The following is a 16,486-nucleotide window of genomic DNA, read 5'->3' on the forward strand; positions in this document are numbered from 1 at the left end:
GGGCAAGCGACCGCGATGCGCCGCGGCATCGTCGCCGCGCCCGCGCTCATGGCGCCCCGATGAGCCGCACCTCCACCACCATCCCGCCCTCCTCGAAATGCCGCGCCACCTGGGCCATCTGCGGGGCGCCGCGGTCGGGGTGCCTGGAGTAGCGGCCCGACTGGTTGGTGATGAAGAACGTCTCGCGCTGGGCATCCCACCGCAGCTCGCCCGAGATGCGGGTCTGCTTGCCCCACCAGTCTCCGGTCGCATCGTCCCGGGTTCCCGCGACCAGCGAAGGGTGGCCCATCCGGCGCTCCTTGCCGGCGGGCTCGCCGGCCGGTGTCTCGACCCGCGCGTGCGGCCCCAGGTGCAGCGTGGCGCCCATGCCGATCGACCACAGGACCGGCGTTCCCTCCCGGATGGCCTGCAGGTCCAGCACCTCGGGCAGCCGCACGCCACCGGGGTTGCCCAGCGGGATGGAGACGCGCTGCGGGTGCAAGGCCTCTTCCCAGGGATGGATCTGCGGGTGGCCGTTCTTGACCCGGGCCGATTGCAAGGTGCCCCAGTCGCGGTCCAGCCCCCGGGCCGCTGCCTCGCCGACCAGCTGCGCGAACGGCAGGGGGCCGGCGGAATGCGCCGGGCGGCTGTCGGGCGAGGCCGAGCGCGCCCGCCGCGGTGCCGCCTCCGCCTCCGCCTCCGTCTCCGTCTCCGTCTCCGCAGCCCTCCCCTGGGGCCGCCCCGGCTGCGGCAACGCCGTGGGGTCGATCCTGCGCCGCTTCGCGCCCGAGGCGCTGGTCTCGGCGCCCGCCGTCCGCGCCCGGGTGTCGATCGGAAACCCGGCGGGCGGCTCCGCGCTGCGCGCACGGCGCCGTGGCGGCAAGGCAGCAGCGGGTGCCACGGGCGGGTGGGATGCAGTGGATGGGGTGGTCAAGGCCGGGGCCGCAGCGCTTGCGCTGGACCCGGCACGGTCGGTGGTTTTCATGGCTCGCTCCCTTTGGCGCCCCGCCCTCTGGCGGGCGGTGGGGGAGCATGGTGGGCGGCAGGCCCGACCGGGGCAAGCCACCATGCGAAGCCGTGTGCGCCCCGGCGCACGGCCAACGCGTCTCTACGTCTCTGACGTCTCCTACAGGCCGGCCGGCCCCGCCGCCGCCAGCCGCACCTGCTCGAAGCGCTCGGCCTGCTCCTTGCGCAGGGCCTTGCGCAGCAGCGCGGCCTCCCAGCGGCGGCGCTCGTCGGCGGTGGAGGGCGACAGGGGCGGCACGGCGACGGGCTTGCGGTCCTCGTCCACGGCCACCATGGTGAAAAAGCAGCTGTTCACGTGGCGCACCACCTGGGTGCGGATGTTCTCGGCCACCACCTTGATGCCCACTTCCATCGACGAGTTGCCGGTGTAGTTCACGCAGGCCAGGAAGGTGACGAGCTCGCCCACGTGGATCGGCTGCAGGAAGGTGACCTGGTCCACGCTGAGCGTGACGGCGTAGCAGCCCGAGTAGCGCGTGGCGCAGGCGTAGGCCACCTGGTCCAGCAGCCGCAGCACCGCGCCGCCGTGCACGTTGCCCGAGAAGTTGGCCATGTCGGGGGACATCAGCACGGTCATGCTGAGCTGGTTGGCCGGAAGGTTGATCGTCATGGCGCGCGATTTTAGAAGCGCGAGGGCCCGCGGCACGGGCCTTGCGTGGCGCGGATCGGGCCGGTGATGCGGCTTCGCTACACTCGCGCCCGGCGTTCCCGCCCGGAGAAAAAATGCTCGACAAACTCAACGAACTCACCGCCAGCCATGGCGAACTGCGCACCGGCCGCGGCCTGGTCTCGGGCGTCATCGCCCTGTCGCTGGCCATCCTGTGCATGCTGGGGGTGCTGGCCTTCCACTTCCCGCAGTACCTCACCACGCCGGAGCTGCGCAAGAGCTACAACGTGGACGTGATCCGCATGATCATGCTGGCCGCACTGGTGGCGGCGGGCGGCATCTCCCTCGTCAACATGCTGTTCAACCGCTCGCGCTGGCTGTCGGCCGCGGCCTTCCTGCTGGTGGTGTCGACCGCGCTGCTGGGCGGGCACAAGGTGCCGGTGAACGACTTCGCGGACAACACGCCCTACATCGGCCTGGACTGGTTCATCCTCGACCTGCTGGGCAGCGCGCTGATCTTCATCTTCATCGAAAAGCTCTTCGCGCTGCGGCGCGACCAGCCGGTGTTCCGCGCCGAGTGGCAGACCGATTTCCACCACTTCATCGTGAACCACATGGTGGTGGGCTTCGTGCTGCTGGCCACCAACCTGCTGGTGCACAAGTTCTTCGGCTGGGCCGCGAGCGACGGCGTCCGCGGCTGGGTGCAGGGGCTGAACTTCTGGGTGGCGCTGTTCCTCATCATCCTGGTGGCCGACCTGGTGCAGTACTGGACGCACCGGGCCTACCACGAGGTGCCGGTGCTGTGGCGCCTGCACGCGGTGCACCACAGCGTGAAAAGCATGGACTGGATGGCCGGCTCGCGCCAGCACATCCTGGAGCTGCTGATCACGCGCACGCTGGTGCTGGCACCGATCTACGTGCTGGGCTTTTCCAAGGAGGTGATCGACGCGTACATCGTGATCGTGGGCTTCCAGGCCGTGTTCAACCACGCCAACGTGAGCGTGCGCCTGGGGCCGCTGCGCTACCTGATCGTCACGCCCAACTTCCACCACTGGCACCACAGCCAGGACCAGGAGGCGCTGGACAAGAACTACGCGGCGCACTTCGCCTTCATCGACTACGCCTTCGGCACGGCGGTCAAGAGCACCAAGCTCTGGCCCGAGCACTACGGCGTGCTGGGCGACTACGTGCCCAACGGGTTCATGAAGCAGCTCAAGTTCCCGTTCACGTGGAAGGGCTAGTGGCTTCCATGGATACGGCGGACACCGCGCGGCAGTTCGACGCTGTCGTCATCGGCGCCGGCGCGGCGGGCCTGTTCTGCGCCGCGCAGGCGGGGCAGCGCGGCCTCTCGGTGCTGCTGATCGACCACGCTGAAAAAGTGGCCGAGAAGATCCGCATCTCGGGTGGCGGGCGCTGCAACTTCACCAACCGCGACCTGGACCCGGCCGCGCCGCACAAGCACTTCGTGGGGCAGAACCCGCAGTTCTGCCGCTCGGCGCTGTCGCGCTACACGCCGGCCGACTTCATCGCGCTGATGGACCGGCACGGCATCGCCCACCACGAAAAGCACAAGGGCCAGCTCTTCGCCGACCGCTCGGCGGAGGACATCATCCAGATGCTGCTGGCCGAATGCGCTGCGGGCGGCGTGCAGCGCTGGCAGCCGTGCCGGGTGAAAAATGTGGCCTTTTCGGCCTCCGGCACAGATTCCACTAGGGCGTTCTGCTATCAAATTGATACCGATCGCGGTCCCGTGCTGGCCCGCAGCGTGGTCGTGGCGACCGGGGGGCTATCGATCCCCAAGATCGGCGCCACCGACTTCGGCTACCGGATCGCGCAGCAGTTCGCCATCCCGCTGGTGGAGCGCCGCCCGGGGCTGGTGCCGCTGACGTTCGACGGCGATGCCTGGGCGCCCTACGCCCAGCTGGCCGGGCTGGCGTTGCCGGTGGAGATTTCCACGGGCGCCAGGAAGGCGCGCATGGCCTTCCACGAAGACCTGCTGTTCACCCACCGGGGGCTGTCGGGCCCGGCGGTGCTGCAGATCTCCAGCTACTGGCAGGAGGGCCTGCCCCTGTCCATCCACCTCGCGCCGGGCACCGACCTGCCCGCCCTGCTCGCGCAGGCCAAGGCGCGGTCGAGAAAGCGCATCGCCAACGAACTGGCCGGCCTGGTGCCCAGCCGCCTGGCCGACACCTGGGTGCAGCAGGACGCGGACTGGCAGCGGCCCATCAACGAGGCCTCGGACAAGGCGCTGGCGCGGCTGGCCGAGCGGCTGTCGCGCTGGGAGCTGGTGCCCACGGGCACCGAGGGCTACAAGAAGGCCGAGGTGACGCTAGGCGGCGTGGACACGCGGGCGCTGTCGCAGCAGACCATGGAAGCCAAGGCCCAGCCGGGGCTGTACTTCATCGGCGAGGTGGTCGATGTGACCGGCTGGCTGGGGGGCTACAACTTCCAGTGGGCCTGGGCCAGCGCGCACGCCTGTGCGCAGGCGCTGCCGGGCGGCTGAGCCCCGCCAGCCCGGGCCCCGGCACGAGGCCAGCGCATGCGGTCATGCGCGCCCGATGGACGGCGGAATCTCGCTCGGTTCGCGCACGGGCGTCTGGTTGCGGTCCGCGCGAAACTGCGCCGAGCGTTCGTACGCCAGCTTGCGGGCGCGCATCACGTTGCCCAGGGGCTGGTGGTCCGCCAGACCGCGCCAGGGGCTGAAGAAGAGCCCGTCTTCCGACACGCCGGCCACGGCCTCGCTCCACGCGGTCTGCGGCTGCGCCACCAGCCGGGCCACGGTGATGTAGGGGCTCTGTTCCTGCGGCCACTCCACGGACGCGTCTTCGACCGGCATCGACTCCAGGTCGGTGCACAGCTGCACCCGCAGGTCCCACTGCGCGGGGTTCACCGCCATGAAGCGGACCACCTCCTCGCGCAGGCCATCGGGCCGGCCGTCGAGATCGACCTTCTGGTCCACCAGCGCCTTCAATGCGTCCGATGCCGGCGCCAGCGACAGCTTGGCGATGTACTGGCCGTGCCGCAAGGCCGCGCCCGAAAAGAAGGTGGCGCCCAGCACGTGCGTCGGGGCATGCCCGCCCAGCGAGATCAGCTTGCCGCTCTTGCCGCCGAAGGCCTCGACGACCCTTTCCGCCACCTGCAGGGTGGCCGACAGCGCTTTCTTGGCCCCCTGCGCCACATCGGTCGTGGCCGCCAGGGGCTTGAGGTTGCTCAGGAATTTCCGGGCCGTGGGCGCGGCGAAGACCGGGCTGTCCGCAAAGACGAAGTTCTGGGTGGTGTCGGACTCCGAACCCGGGAGCCGCGCGCCCTCGACGCCGAGGACCTTCAAGCCCAGGCCCCGGGGCAGGGACACCTTGTCGTCCAGCACGTCGCCCGGGTTGGTGGAGAACCGAAGGATGGCGTCGTACGTGCCGGGCCGGGCGAACAGCCCCTGGGCGAGCGGCTCGGGCAAATCCGGCAGCACCGTCAATTGCGCCCGCAGCACGCCGTGGGCCTTGGCATGGACGCTGCGGCGCGCGTGGCCGCTGTGCTCGAACGTCGTCTCGCGGATCTTGGCGAGCGTCTGGTCCAGATCGGCGAAAACCTGCGCCTCGTCGGGATCGGCCTGCTCGACGGCAGGGTGGTAGCGAACGGGCGACTGGCTGGCGGGGTCTTGGCGCATGGCGGGTCCTTGGCAGTGAGAGGGTTGGGGCGGGCGCATCAGCCTGGGAACAGGCGGACGGGAATGGACTTGGCGGCGGGCACGTGGCTTTCCCTGGCGTGGTGGTCCAGGGGCATCAACGGGTTGAGTTCGGGGTAGTAGCCCGCCACGGCACCGCGCGGCAGGTCGTAGGCCACGACGGTCAGTCCGGACACCTCGCGGCGGACATCGTCCTGGCGCCACTGCGTGCGCGCCGTCACGCGGGCGCCGGCCTGCAGGCCGAGCCGCTCGATGTCGTGGGCATTCATCAACAGCACCTGGCGCGTGCCCTCGATCCGGCGAAAGCGGTCGTTCAGGCTGTAGATGGTGGTGTTGAACTGGTCGTCGCTGCGGATCGTGAAAAGGCGCAGCACCTCGCCGTCCACGGGCGTGGGCACCTGGTCCGGATCGGCCTGCAGGCCGCCGGGCGCGACGAAAGCGGCCCTGCCGCTGTCGGTCTCCCACACCCGATGGCGTGCCGCGATGGGCCGCGCGAAGCCGCCCGGAACCGCCAACCGGCGGTTGAAGTCGTGGAAGATCCTGGGGAAGGTCAGCGCGATGGCGTCCCGCACGCGGGCGTAGTCGTCGGTCCACCCGGCCCATGGAACGCAGGCGTTCGGCGCGAGGGTGGCCTGCGCGATGCCCGCCACGATCGACAGTTCGGAGCGCAGCGTCGCGGCCGCCGGCTCGGCCACGCCGCGGGAGGGGTGCATGAAACCCGTGGAGTCCTCGGTCGACACGGTTTGCTCGCCGCCGGCCTGCCGGTCGATCTCCACCCGGCCCAGGCACGGCAGCAGGTAGGCCACCTCGCCATGCATCACGTGGCTGCGGTTGAGCTTGGTCGCGATCTGAACGGTCAGCCGCATCCGGCGCCACGCGCCCTCGATCAGCGCCGTCTCGGGCACCGCGCGCACGAAATTGCCGCCGAGGCCGAGGAACGCCCGCACCGACCCGTCCAGGATGCCCCGGCAGGCGGCGACGGTATCCAGGCCCTTCTTGCGCGGCGGCTCGAACTGGAACTGCGAGGCCAGCTGGTCCAGCGGGGCGAGTTCCGGCTTCTCGGTGATGCCCACCGTGCGCTGCCCCTGCACGTTGGAATGCCCGCGCACCGGGCACAGCCCGGCGCCAGGCTTGCCCACGTTGCCGCGCAGAAGCAGCAGGTTGGCGAGCATCTGCACGTTCAGCACGCCCTCGCGGTGCTGCGTGAGCCCCATGCCGTAGATGCCGATGACGCGTTCGGCCGCAAGGTAGGTGCGTGCGGCCTCCTCCAGCGCCGAGCGGGACAGGCCGGAGTCGCTTTCGATGTCGGCCCACGAGGCGGCGCGCATCGCCTGCGCGAGTTCGTCGTAGCCCTGCGTGTGCTCGGCGACGAACCCGGCATCGATGGCGCGGGGGCCGCCCGATGCCAGCGCGGCGTCGTCCGCCTCGATCACGAATTTGCACAGGCCGGTCAGCGCGGCGATGTCGCCCCCGGGCCGGACCTGCAGGTATTGCGTGCTGATGGCGGTGCTGCCCGGCGTGAGCATGTCCACCGGCGACTGGGGGTTGTTGAACGCCACCAGGCCGCTCTCGCGCAGCGGATTGAAGGTCACGATGGGCACGCCCCGGCGCCGCGCATCCTGCAGGGGATGCAGCATGCGCGGGCTGGACACGCCGACGTTCTGGCCGAAGAAGAAGATGGCGTCGCACTGGTCGAAGTCGTCCAGGTCCACCGTGCCCACCGGCGAACCGATGGACTTCTTGAGGCCGACCGATGTGCTCTCGTGGCACATGTTCGAGCTGTCGGGCAGGTTGTTGGTCCCATACAGCCGGGCGAAGAGTTGCCACAGGTACGACGTCTCCAGCGACGCGCGGCCCGACGCGTAGAACACCACCGCATCGGGCTGCAGCGCTTTCAGCTCCCGGCCGATGCCGTCGAAGGCCTCCTGCCAGGACACTTCGACGTACCGGTCCCGGCCGGCGTCGTAGCGCAGAGGAACCGTCAGCCGTCCGCCCGCTTCCAGCGCGTGGTCGGTCCAGCCGGCGAGTTCCGCCAAGGGGTGGGAATCGAAGAAGGCGGCGTCCAGGCGCCGGTCCGTCAGCTCCCACGACGTGGCCTTCGCGCCGTTCTCGCAGAACTCGGCGGGATGCGGGTGCAACGGCTTGGCCCAGGCACAGCTGGAGCAGGTGAAACCGTCGTGCTTGTTCTGCAGGGCCAGCGCCTTGATCACCGTGACGCCCGGGCGATCGCGCAGCAAGGTGCCGGCGACCGCTCTGACGGAGCCCCAGCCGCCGGACGACGGAGGGTCGTGCTCTACATCGGGTGATGCGCTACTGGCTGGCGTGGCCAGGGCTTCGGTGGACGGCGGCGGCTTATCGCGCATGGACCGCCTTCGACGCGGGCCTGTGGCGGTGCGGGGCAGCGGCCCGTTCCAAGAGGCCAGAGCAGACGCGCAGTGGATGGCGGTGTCGGAATCGATCGATCGAAGGGGTGGGCATGCGGGGCTCGGCGGGCAATGGGGCGCGGCCCCCGATTACGCGGCTGGGGACCGTGCAGGCCATGTCGGATGGAGCGCCTAATGGCCATGCGCGTTGGCCGACAGCGGGCCGGTGGATTCTTCGCCGACACGCCGGCGCAGCGGACCGAGCGGCTGCCGCTGCAGGCCAGGAAGGGCCAGGGCCCGATCGGGCCTTCGTCGTTTCAGGCGCCGGGCGATGGCGCTTGCACCACGCCGCTCCAGCGCGCGGTACCCAGCCAGCCTTGCAGGGCGGCGGCCCCGGGCGGGGTGATGGCGAGCGCGCGCGAGCCTTCGCGGCGCACCAGCCAGCCCTGGTCCAGGCAGTGCGCGCACACCAGCGCGCCCAGGCGCCCGGCCAGGTGCGGGCGCCGCTCGCTCCAGTCCAGGCACGGGCGGCACAGCGGGCGCGGGCCCCGCTGCGGCGGGCCGGCGGACGGGCCCGCCAGGTCCAGCCCCAGGCGCCCCAGCACGGCGGCGGCCCGGTCGGTCACCTGCCCGCCCGCCTCGGTGTCGAACACGATCGCGCCCTCTTGCAGCAGGTGCTCGGCCACCGCCACGCCGAGGCGCCCGGCGATGTGGTCGTAGCAGGTGCGCGCCCTGCGCAGCGCCGCATCGCGCGGGCCCACCGCCACCGGGCGCGCCGGCGGGGCCTGGCCCGCGGCCAGTTGCATCAGCCCTTCCAGCAGCCGCGCCACCTCGGCCGAAGCGAGGCGGTGGTAGCGGTGGCGGCCCTGGCTCTGCACGGACAGCAGGCGCGCCTGCACCAGCAGCGCGAGGTGCCGGCTGGCGGTGGCCGGGGTGATGTGCGCGGCATCGGCCAGCTCGCGCGCCGTGAGCGCGCGCCCGTCCATCAGCGCCAGCAGCATGCCGGTGCGCGCCGGCTCGCCGACGAGCGCGGCGATGTGCGCGATCTGGTTGGTGTTCATGCCGGCCAGTGTGCCGCAGCCGCCGGCCGCGATGCTTCGTTCCACGGCGAAGCATCGACCTCGCGGAACGCGGCCCAATGGCCACCATGCCGTGCATGCGGCGCCCCGCCGGCCCTGTGCCTTCGCCCCCAACCTTCTACTCAAGGAACCCTCCATGGCCCTCACCTGCTTCATCCGCTACCAGCTCGACCCCTTCCAGATCGCCGCCTTTCGCGAGTACGCCGCGCAATGGGGCCACATCATTCCGCGCTGCGGCGGCCACCTGCTGGGCTACTTCGTGCCCATTGAGGGCACCAACGACGAGGCCTGGGGCCTGATCGCGTTCGACAGCCTGGCTGCCTACGAGGCCTACCGCGCACGGCTGAGGACCGATCCGCAAGGCCGCGCCAACTTCGAGCGGGCGCAGCGCCAGCGCTTCATCCTGCGCGAGCAGCGCACCTTCGCCGAGGTGGTGGAGGGCACGTTCCAGCGCCCCGCCCTGCCGCCGCACCCGCCGCTGTCGCTGCTGGGATCCGCAGGAGAGCCGCCCGCCGCAGGGGCCACCGCATGATCGCGGTCATCTTCGAGGTCGTGCCCAGTGCCGCAGGCCGCCAGCCTTACCTGGACACCGCCGCCGCGCTGCGCTGCGAGCTGGAGCGCATGGACGGCTTCGTTTCCATCGAGCGGTTCGAGAGCCTCAGCCAGCCGGGCAAGCTGCTGTCGCTGTCGTTCTGGCGCGACGAGGCCGCCGTGGCGCAGTGGCGCCAGTGCGAGAGCCACCGCCATGCGCAGGCCGCCGGCCGCGCGGGCGTTTTCGCCGACTACCGCCTGCGCGTGGCGGCCGTGCTGCGCGACTACGGGCTGAACGAGCGCGCTCAGGCACCGGCCGATTCGCGCACGGTTCACGACGGCAGCAGCGCCAATCGAGGCCGCTCGCCCGCGTAGCCCCGCACCCAGGCCTCCAGGGCCGGCACGGGCAGCGCCTGGCTGAAGTGGTAGCCCTGCAGTTCGTCGCAGTCGAGCGAACCCAGCGCCTGCGCCGTGGCCAGGTCCTCCACGCCTTCGGCCACCACCTTGAGGCCCAGGGTGTGGCCCAGCGCGATGACGGCGCGGGTGATGGCCATGTCCGCACCATCGGTCAGCATGTCGCGGATGAACGACTTGTCCACCTTGAGCTTGTCGATGTCGAAGCGCTTGAGGTACGCCAGGCTCGAATAGCCGGTGCCGAAATCGTCGATGGACAACTGCACGCCCAGCCCCTTGAGCGCGGCCAGTTGCTGCTGCGTGGCCTCGGCGTTCTCCATCAGTTGCGATTCGGTCAACTCCAGTTCCAGCCACTTGGGCGGCATGCCGCAGCGCGCCAGCAGGGTGCGGATGTCGGGCACCAGCGCCGGGTCGGCCAGTTGCGCGGCGGAGAGGTTGACCGACACCGGCAGCCCCGCCAGCGCCAGGGGCGGCCTCGCCCGCCGGGCGTCGTGGACGATGCCTTGGCCCTCCTGCGGGCCCTGTGCGCCCGGGCCCTGGGCGTGGCGCGCACCACCGTGCGCGGACTGCCAGCGCGCCCACTGCAGGCAGGCCTGCTCCAGCACCCAGCCGCCGATCGCGCGGATCAGGCCGGCCTCTTCCGCGATGGGGATGAACTCGCCCGGCAGCACCTGGCCGAGCACCGGGTGGTTCCAGCGCACCGGCGCCTCCACGCCCGTGAGGCGGCCCGAGCGCGTGTCCACGCGCGGCTGGTAGTGCAGCTCCAGTTCGTGGCGCTCCAGCGCGCGGCGCAGCATCTGCTCCATGGCCTGGCGGGCCTGCACGCGCCGGTCGGTCTCCAGCGAATACAGGCGCGCCATGTCGCGGCCGGTGGTCTTGGCCTCGTACATGGCGGCGTCGGCGCGGCGCATCAGCTCGTCCAGCCCCGTGCCGTCGTCGGGGTACACGGCGATGCCCACGCTGCACGACACATTCAGCTCGTGCCCCTGCACCGGGTGGCTCTGGCGGATGAGCGGGATCAGCCGGCGCTCCACGGCCTGCAGCACGTCCTCCGGGCCTTCCACGTCGCGCATCACGATCACGAACTCGTCGCCGCCCAGGCGGCTCACGGTGTCGTGCGTTCGCACGGCCTGCAGCAGCCGCGCCGCCACCGAGCGCAAAAGCCCGTCGCCGATGTGGTGGCCCAGCGTGTCGTTGATGGACTTGAAGCGGTCCAGGTCGATGAACAGCACCGCCACGCGCTCGCCCGTGATGGCGGCATGCGCGATGGCCGCCTGCAGCCGCTGCACGCACAGCGAGCGGTTGGGCAGCTCGGTGAGCACGTCGTGGTGGGCCAGGAACTGGATGCGCTCCTCGTTGCGCTTGCGGTCGGTGATGTCGATGGCGATGCCGATGTGGTTGGCCACGGCACCGCCCTTGCCGCCCTCGCGCACCGCCGACACCATCAGCCAGGCCGGATAGGTCTCGCCCGAGCGGCGCCGGAACCGCACCTCGCCCTGCCAGGACTCCTTGTCCAGCAGCGTGCGGGCGATGCGCGCGCCCAGCGGCGGCTCGCCCGGGTCCTCCAGCAGGAAGCCGAGGTTCTCGCCGATCACCTCGTAGAAGTCGTAGTGCGTGCTGCGGCAGAACGCCTTGTTCACGCTCAGGATCTTCTGGTCCGCGGCCATGATGATGATGCCCTCGGACGAGGCCTCGAACACCTTGGCCCACAGCTCCAGCCGCTGCTCCATCACCTTGAGCACGTTGATGGGCGTGAAGGCGGTCAGCATGGCATCGCGCCCCTGGAAGTGCAGGCGCCGCGCCGACAGCACGGCCCACAGCGGCTCGGCGCTGCCCTTCCAGCGCACCTCGAACTCGTCCACCACGCCCTGGTCGGCCAGCCGCTGGAAAAAGCGTGCGCGCACGCCCGGCTCCATGCCCGTGCGCCAGGGGTCCAGCGTGGTGCCGTTCAGCCACAGGCCGGCCGGGGCGTTGGCGTGCAGCACCTCGTGCTCGGGCACCGAGGTGACCACCATCGGAATGGGCAGCGCCTCCACCAGTTCGCGCTGGGCTTCGGCGGCGCGCGCGCTGGCGGCCAGCTCCTGCTGCAGCACGCGCTCGCGGTCGAGCTGCGCCAGCATGCCGTTGAAGGCCGTCACCAGCCGGCCGATCTCGTCACGGCTGGTCCAGTGCGCGCGCAGGGTGTGGTCGCCGCTGCGGCGCACCTCGTCGGCCACGCGGGCCAGCTGCTGCAGGGGCTTGGCGATCTGCCGCGCCACCAGCGTGACCAGGCTCAGGATGCAGCCCAGCAGCAGCACGGCCGTGCCCAGGTGCAGCCACATGCGCGCAAAGAGGTCGTCCACCCGGGCGTAGAGCAGGCGGTCCAGCTGCGCCGTGCCCTGCACCCACGCCGTCTGCAGCGCGCCCAGCAGCGCGCGCTGGCGCGCGGGCAGCTCGGCCGCGGCGGTGCGCCCCTCGCCCTGGGCGATGCCCTGCAGCAGCGCCTGCAGGTCGTTGCCGGCCTGGCGCAAGGCCGCGCGCTGCGCGTCCAGCGCCGCCCTCAGCGCGGGCGAGCCGGCGATGAAGGCCTGGTCGTAGTCGGCATCGATGCCCAGCATCACCGCATCGAGCCGGCCCGCCAGCGTGAGCAGTTCGGCCGCGCGGTGGTCGCCCTGGCGGGCGCCGGGCGCATTCAGGAAGGCCGCCGTGTCGTGCGTGACCTGCAGCAGCTCCGGAAAGCGCAGCAGGATCAACGACATCACGTAGTAGCTGTCCAGGTCGGGATCGAGGATCAGGTTGGACTGGTTGCCCACGGTCGTGAGCAGTTCGCGCCCCTGCCGCAGCAAGGGACCGCGCACCGGCTCGCCGGCCGCACCCATCGCGCCCACCGCTCCACGCCCCGCCGGGTCGCCGGTGGCCGACTGGCGCAGCAGCGCCTCGAAGCGCGCGGCCGGCTCGCCGGTCTTGAGTGCGCCGTCGTGCGCGCTGCGCACCGCGGCCAGGCGGTCCATCAGCAGGATGCCTGCGATGCCGTCGCCCTCCATGAACGCCCCCATCAGCCCATCGCGCACCACCGAGGCATAGGCGGTGCCCACGATCTCCTTGCGCGCGAAATCGATGGCCAGGAATTTCTCGTGGATCAGGATGCCTGAGACGTAGATCACGGCCGTCAGGTCCAGCAGGTAGATGAGCATGAGCTTGCGGCCCACACTGAGCCGGCCCAGCCAGCCCGATACGCGGTGCATGATTGCCATGGTGTCGTGCTTGGGGCCCCGCGCGGGGAAAGAACGGCGCGGGGCGGTTGCGGGAACGAACGGGGGGATGAATCGAATCAGCGCCACCGGAGCCCATGCAAATTCCAAGCCATACGCCTGGTGACAATGCGATCGGACCGCACCCATCGACAGAGCGGATTACAGGGCTATAATCTTCGGCTTTGCTGGCAATACCCCGTCGGCCAATACTAGTTACAGACGGGGAACCCGCTACACACGGCATTCAGGCCCGATCTCCTGGATACCCTCTGTGGGCACATTTTGGAAACCATTAGCTAATGACCACCATCCGCGTAAAAGAAAACGAACCCTTTGACGTCGCCCTGCGCCGCTTCAAGCGCACCATCGAAAAGCTCGGCCTGCTGACCGACCTGCGCGCCCGTGAGTTCTACGAGAAGCCCACCGCCGAGCGCAAGCGCAAGAAGGCTGCTGCCGTCAAGCGCCACTACAAGCGCGTTCGCAGCATGCAGCTGCCCAAGAAGCTGTACTAAGCTCTGACAGAGCCGGCCTCACCGCCGCAAAACCCGCGCTAGGGACGCCAAGCGCGGGTTTTTTCGTTTGGGGCACAGCGCGCCACCCCACCCACCCCTGGTTTGAACGGAGAACACCATGAGCCTCAAAGAACAGATCACCGAAGACATGAAGACCGCCATGCGCGCCAAGGACGTCGAGCGCCTGGGCACCATCCGCCTGCTGCAGGCGGCGATCAAGCAAAAGGAAGTCGACGAGCGCATCACGCTGGACGACATTGCCGTCGTCTTGATCCTGGACAAGCTCATCAAGCAGCGCAAGGACTCCATCACCGCCTTCGAAGGCGCGGGCCGCCAGGACCTGGCCGACAAGGAAAAGTCTGAAATGGCCGTGCTGCAGACCTACCTGCCCAAGCGCATGTCCGCCGAGGAAACCCTGGCCGCCGTGAAAGCCATCGTGGCCGAACTGGGTGCCGCAGGCCCCGGCGACATGGGCAAGGTCATGGGCGTGGTGAAGACGCGGCTGGCCGGCAAGGCCGACATGGGCCAGGTCTCCGCCGCCGTGAAGGCCGCGCTGGCCGGCTGATCGGGCCCTCGGGATGCGTGCAATGCGCGTCCTTGCAAAGCCGGGTGACGGCGCACCGCACCCGGCTGCCCTTCCCTCTCAATCCCCGGCACCGTCCACCGCACCGCTGCGTTCAGCATCACCGCCGGCCGCCCACTCCTGGCGGAAGTGCTCCTGCAGAAACTCCACGCATACGCGCACCTTGGCCGACAGATGGAGCCGCGTGGGGTAGACGGCCCACACATTCGCCTCCTGCCGCCACTCGGGCAGCACCGGCACCAGATGCCCCGCGCGCAACTGCGGTCCCACGTCCCACAGCGAGCGCAGCGTGATGCCGCGGCCGTCCACGGCCCACTGCACCACCATTTCCCCGTGGTTGGCCGACAGCGGGCCGCGCACTTTCACCGACTCTTCCACGCCGCAGCTGCGCAGGCGCCACACGCCGAACGGGTGGTCACGCTCCTTGATGACGAGGCAGTCGTGACTGGACAGCTCCGCCAGCGTGCGCGGCGTGCCATGGCGCGCCAGATAGGCGGGCGCCGCGCACAGCACCCGGTGGTTGTCCGCCAGCCGCCGCGCGATGAGGTGCGGCGCGATCTCGTCGCCCACGCGCACGTCCAGGTCGAAGCCCTCGCCCGCCACGTCCACCAGCCGGTCGAACACCTCCAGCCGCACCTGCAGGGCCGGATGGCGCTCCACCAGCCGCGACAACGCCGGCGCCACCACGCGCCGCCCGAAGCCGAAACTGCAGCTCACCCGCAGCAGGCCGCGGGGCTCGCGCCGCGTCACGGCCACCTCCTGCAGCAACTGGTCCACATCGTCCAGGATGCGCTGCGCCCAGTGAAAGACGCGCTCGCCCTCCTCCGTCACCACCACGCGGCGCGTGGTGCGGTGCAGCAGCTTGACGGCCAAATCCTCCTCCAGCAGTCGGATGCGCTTGCTCACATAGGCGGGCGAGGTGCCCAGCTCGGTCGCGGCCTCGCCGAAGCTCGATTTGCGCACCACCACGGTGAACACGCGCAGGTCGTCGTTGGAAGGAATTTTATGCACGAAGTGTGAAGAATGAGACCACAGGCGGCGGATTGTATTTTGCGATGCACTGCCGAACAATGCCTCCATACGGCACCTGCCGCTCTGCTTTTTTCCACAAGGACCCCCATGCAAAAAACCAAGTACCAGATCGCCGTGATCCCCGGCGACGGCATCGGCAAGGAAGTCATGCCCGAAGGCCTGCGGGCCATCCAGACCGCGGCCGAGCGCTTCGGCTTCGAGCTGGAATGCCGCACCATCGACTGGGCCAGCTGCGACTACTACGCCGCCCACGGAAAAATGATGCCCGACGACTGGAAGGCCCAGCTCGCCGGCGTGGACGCCATCTTCTTCGGCGCCGTCGGCTGGCCCGCCACCGTGCCCGACCACGTGTCTCTGTGGGGCTCGCTGCTCAAGTTCCGCCGCGAGTTCGACCAGTACATCAACCTGCGCCCCGTGCGCCTCTTCGAAGGCGTGCCGTGCCCCCTGGCCGGCAGGAAGCCCGGCGACATCGACTACTTCGTCGTGCGCGAGAACACCGAGGGCGAATACACGTCGCTGGGCGGCATCATGTACGAGGGCACCGACCGCGAGATCGTCATCCAGGAATCGGTCTACTCGCGCCACAGCGCCAACCGCCTCTTGAAGTTCGCCTTCGACCTGGCGCAAAGCCGCGCCAAAAAGCACGTGACCCTTGCCACCAAGAGCAACGGCATCGCCATCAGCATGCCCTGGTGGGACGCCCGCGCCGACGACATCGCCAAGGCCTACCCCGAGGTCACGCTCGATAAGCAGCACATCGACATCCTCACCGCGCGCTTCGTGCTGCAGCCCGGGCGCTTCGACGTGGTGGCGGCCACCAACCTGTTCGGTGACATCCTCTCCGACCTGGGGCCCGCCACCACCGGCACCATCGGCCTGGCGCCTTCGGCCAACCTGAACCCCGAGCGCACCTTCCCCAGCCTGTTCGAGCCCGTGCACGGCTCGGCGCCGGACATCTACGGCAAGAACATCGCCAACCCGATTGCCATGATCTGGTCGGGTGCGCTGATGCTGGACTTTCTGACGCAAGGCCAGGGCGCGGGACGGCAGGCGCACGATGCCATCGTGGCGGCGATCGAGGAGGTCATCAAGACGGGGCCGAAGACGCCGGATTTGGGCGGCACGGCCAACACCACGCAGGTGGGCGAGGCGATTGCGGCGCAAATCGCCAAAGCTTGATCAAAGCAGGTCCGGCGCCCTGACCGCTCAGGCTGGTGCTCGCGCGGCGATCTTCGAACTCGAGCCGGCATAGCCACCATTTCACACAATTTCGGCGAGCCATTGTCAGTTTCACGCAGCCCAAGAAAGCCCAATCCGGCGGCATTAAGAGTGGCTAACACCACTTCCTCCGGGGCCTCCGCAGAGCAGTTATGCTCGCTGCCCTCATGGCACGACGACCCGTTAGTAAAGAACTGTGGCGGCAGCTACAACCCCTGATCCCAGCCTTCGTG

General features: G+C 69.9%; 14 protein-coding genes. 7 read left to right on the forward strand and 7 right to left on the reverse strand.

Annotated elements, in window-relative coordinates:
* Positions 1–46: 46 nt before the first annotated feature.
* Both AVAK2825_RS23655 and AVAK2825_RS23660 read right to left on the reverse strand, forming a co-directional pair.
* Positions 47–964 (reverse strand): hypothetical protein, encoded by a 918-nt coding sequence (locus AVAK2825_RS23655; protein ID WP_284402888.1) that lies wholly within the window; start codon positions 962–964, stop codon positions 47–49.
* 141 nt (positions 965–1,105) lie between these two features.
* Positions 1,106–1,606 (reverse strand): acyl-CoA thioesterase, encoded by a 501-nt coding sequence (locus tag AVAK2825_RS23660; RefSeq protein WP_284402939.1) that lies wholly within the window; start codon positions 1,604–1,606, stop codon positions 1,106–1,108.
* A gap of 119 nt (positions 1,607–1,725) precedes the next feature.
* On the opposite strand from AVAK2825_RS23660, the gene AVAK2825_RS23665 reads away from it, so the two are divergent.
* Both AVAK2825_RS23665 and AVAK2825_RS23670 read left to right on the forward strand, forming a co-directional pair.
* On the forward strand, positions 1,726–2,850 hold the full coding sequence (locus AVAK2825_RS23665) for a sterol desaturase family protein (RefSeq protein ID WP_284402889.1): 1,125 nt from the start codon (positions 1,726–1,728) through the stop codon (positions 2,848–2,850).
* A gap of 8 nt (positions 2,851–2,858) precedes the next feature.
* On the forward strand, positions 2,859–4,112 hold the full coding sequence (locus tag AVAK2825_RS23670) for a BaiN/RdsA family NAD(P)/FAD-dependent oxidoreductase (RefSeq protein ID WP_284402941.1): 1,254 nt from the start codon (positions 2,859–2,861) through the stop codon (positions 4,110–4,112).
* Between the two features lie 42 nt (positions 4,113–4,154).
* On the opposite strand, the gene AVAK2825_RS23675 is transcribed toward AVAK2825_RS23670, so the two are convergent.
* From AVAK2825_RS23675 to AVAK2825_RS23685, 3 genes are all read right to left on the reverse strand, one after another.
* Positions 4,155–5,270 (reverse strand): catalase family protein, encoded by a 1,116-nt coding sequence (locus AVAK2825_RS23675; protein WP_284402891.1) that lies wholly within the window; start codon positions 5,268–5,270, stop codon positions 4,155–4,157.
* A gap of 38 nt (positions 5,271–5,308) precedes the next feature.
* Positions 5,309–7,651, reverse strand: a complete 2,343-nt coding sequence (locus AVAK2825_RS23680) for an FdhF/YdeP family oxidoreductase (RefSeq protein ID WP_284402892.1) — start codon at positions 7,649–7,651, stop codon at positions 5,309–5,311.
* A 317-nt stretch (positions 7,652–7,968) separates the two neighbouring features.
* Positions 7,969–8,712: an ArsR/SmtB family transcription factor gene (locus AVAK2825_RS23685; protein WP_284402944.1), complete on the reverse strand. Its 744-nt coding sequence runs from the start codon at positions 8,710–8,712 to the stop codon at positions 7,969–7,971.
* Between the two features lie 154 nt (positions 8,713–8,866).
* Here AVAK2825_RS23685 and AVAK2825_RS23690 point away from each other — a divergent pair, with 154 nt between their 5' ends.
* Together AVAK2825_RS23690 and AVAK2825_RS23695 are read left to right on the forward strand one after the other, a co-directional pair.
* A complete protein-coding gene (locus AVAK2825_RS23690; protein WP_284402894.1) occupies positions 8,867–9,262 on the forward strand; it encodes an NIPSNAP family protein in 396 nt (131 codons plus the stop codon).
* A complete protein-coding gene (locus tag AVAK2825_RS23695; RefSeq protein WP_284402895.1) occupies positions 9,259–9,636 on the forward strand; it encodes an antibiotic biosynthesis monooxygenase family protein in 378 nt (125 codons plus the stop codon). The genes AVAK2825_RS23690 and AVAK2825_RS23695 overlap by 4 nt, the downstream gene beginning before the upstream one ends.
* On the opposite strand, the gene AVAK2825_RS23700 is transcribed toward AVAK2825_RS23695, so the two are convergent.
* Positions 9,594–12,908, reverse strand: a complete 3,315-nt coding sequence (locus tag AVAK2825_RS23700) for an EAL domain-containing protein (protein WP_284402896.1) — start codon at positions 12,906–12,908, stop codon at positions 9,594–9,596. The two genes, AVAK2825_RS23695 and AVAK2825_RS23700, sit on opposite strands and share 43 nt — an antisense overlap.
* Positions 12,909–13,207: 299 nt before the next feature.
* Between AVAK2825_RS23700 and rpsU the strand changes: the two genes are divergently transcribed.
* Positions 13,208–13,420: a 30S ribosomal protein S21 gene (rpsU, locus tag AVAK2825_RS23705; RefSeq protein ID WP_007833691.1), complete on the forward strand. Its 213-nt coding sequence runs from the start codon at positions 13,208–13,210 to the stop codon at positions 13,418–13,420.
* Between the two features lie 118 nt (positions 13,421–13,538).
* Positions 13,539–13,985 (forward strand): GatB/YqeY domain-containing protein, encoded by a 447-nt coding sequence (locus AVAK2825_RS23710; protein WP_284402935.1) that lies wholly within the window; start codon positions 13,539–13,541, stop codon positions 13,983–13,985.
* A gap of 78 nt (positions 13,986–14,063) precedes the next feature.
* On the opposite strand, the gene AVAK2825_RS23715 is transcribed toward AVAK2825_RS23710, so the two are convergent.
* On the reverse strand, positions 14,064–15,014 hold the full coding sequence (locus AVAK2825_RS23715; protein WP_284402936.1) for a LysR substrate-binding domain-containing protein: 951 nt from the start codon (positions 15,012–15,014) through the stop codon (positions 14,064–14,066).
* A 108-nt stretch (positions 15,015–15,122) separates the two neighbouring features.
* Between AVAK2825_RS23715 and AVAK2825_RS23720 the strand changes: the two genes are divergently transcribed.
* Positions 15,123–16,214 (forward strand): tartrate dehydrogenase, encoded by a 1,092-nt coding sequence (locus tag AVAK2825_RS23720; RefSeq protein ID WP_284402937.1) that lies wholly within the window; start codon positions 15,123–15,125, stop codon positions 16,212–16,214.
* Positions 16,215–16,486 lie beyond the last annotated feature (272 nt).

The sequence above is a fragment of the Acidovorax sp. SUPP2825 genome (assembly GCF_030158995.1).
Taxonomy (GTDB): Bacteria; Pseudomonadota; Gammaproteobacteria; order Burkholderiales; family Burkholderiaceae_C; genus Paracidovorax.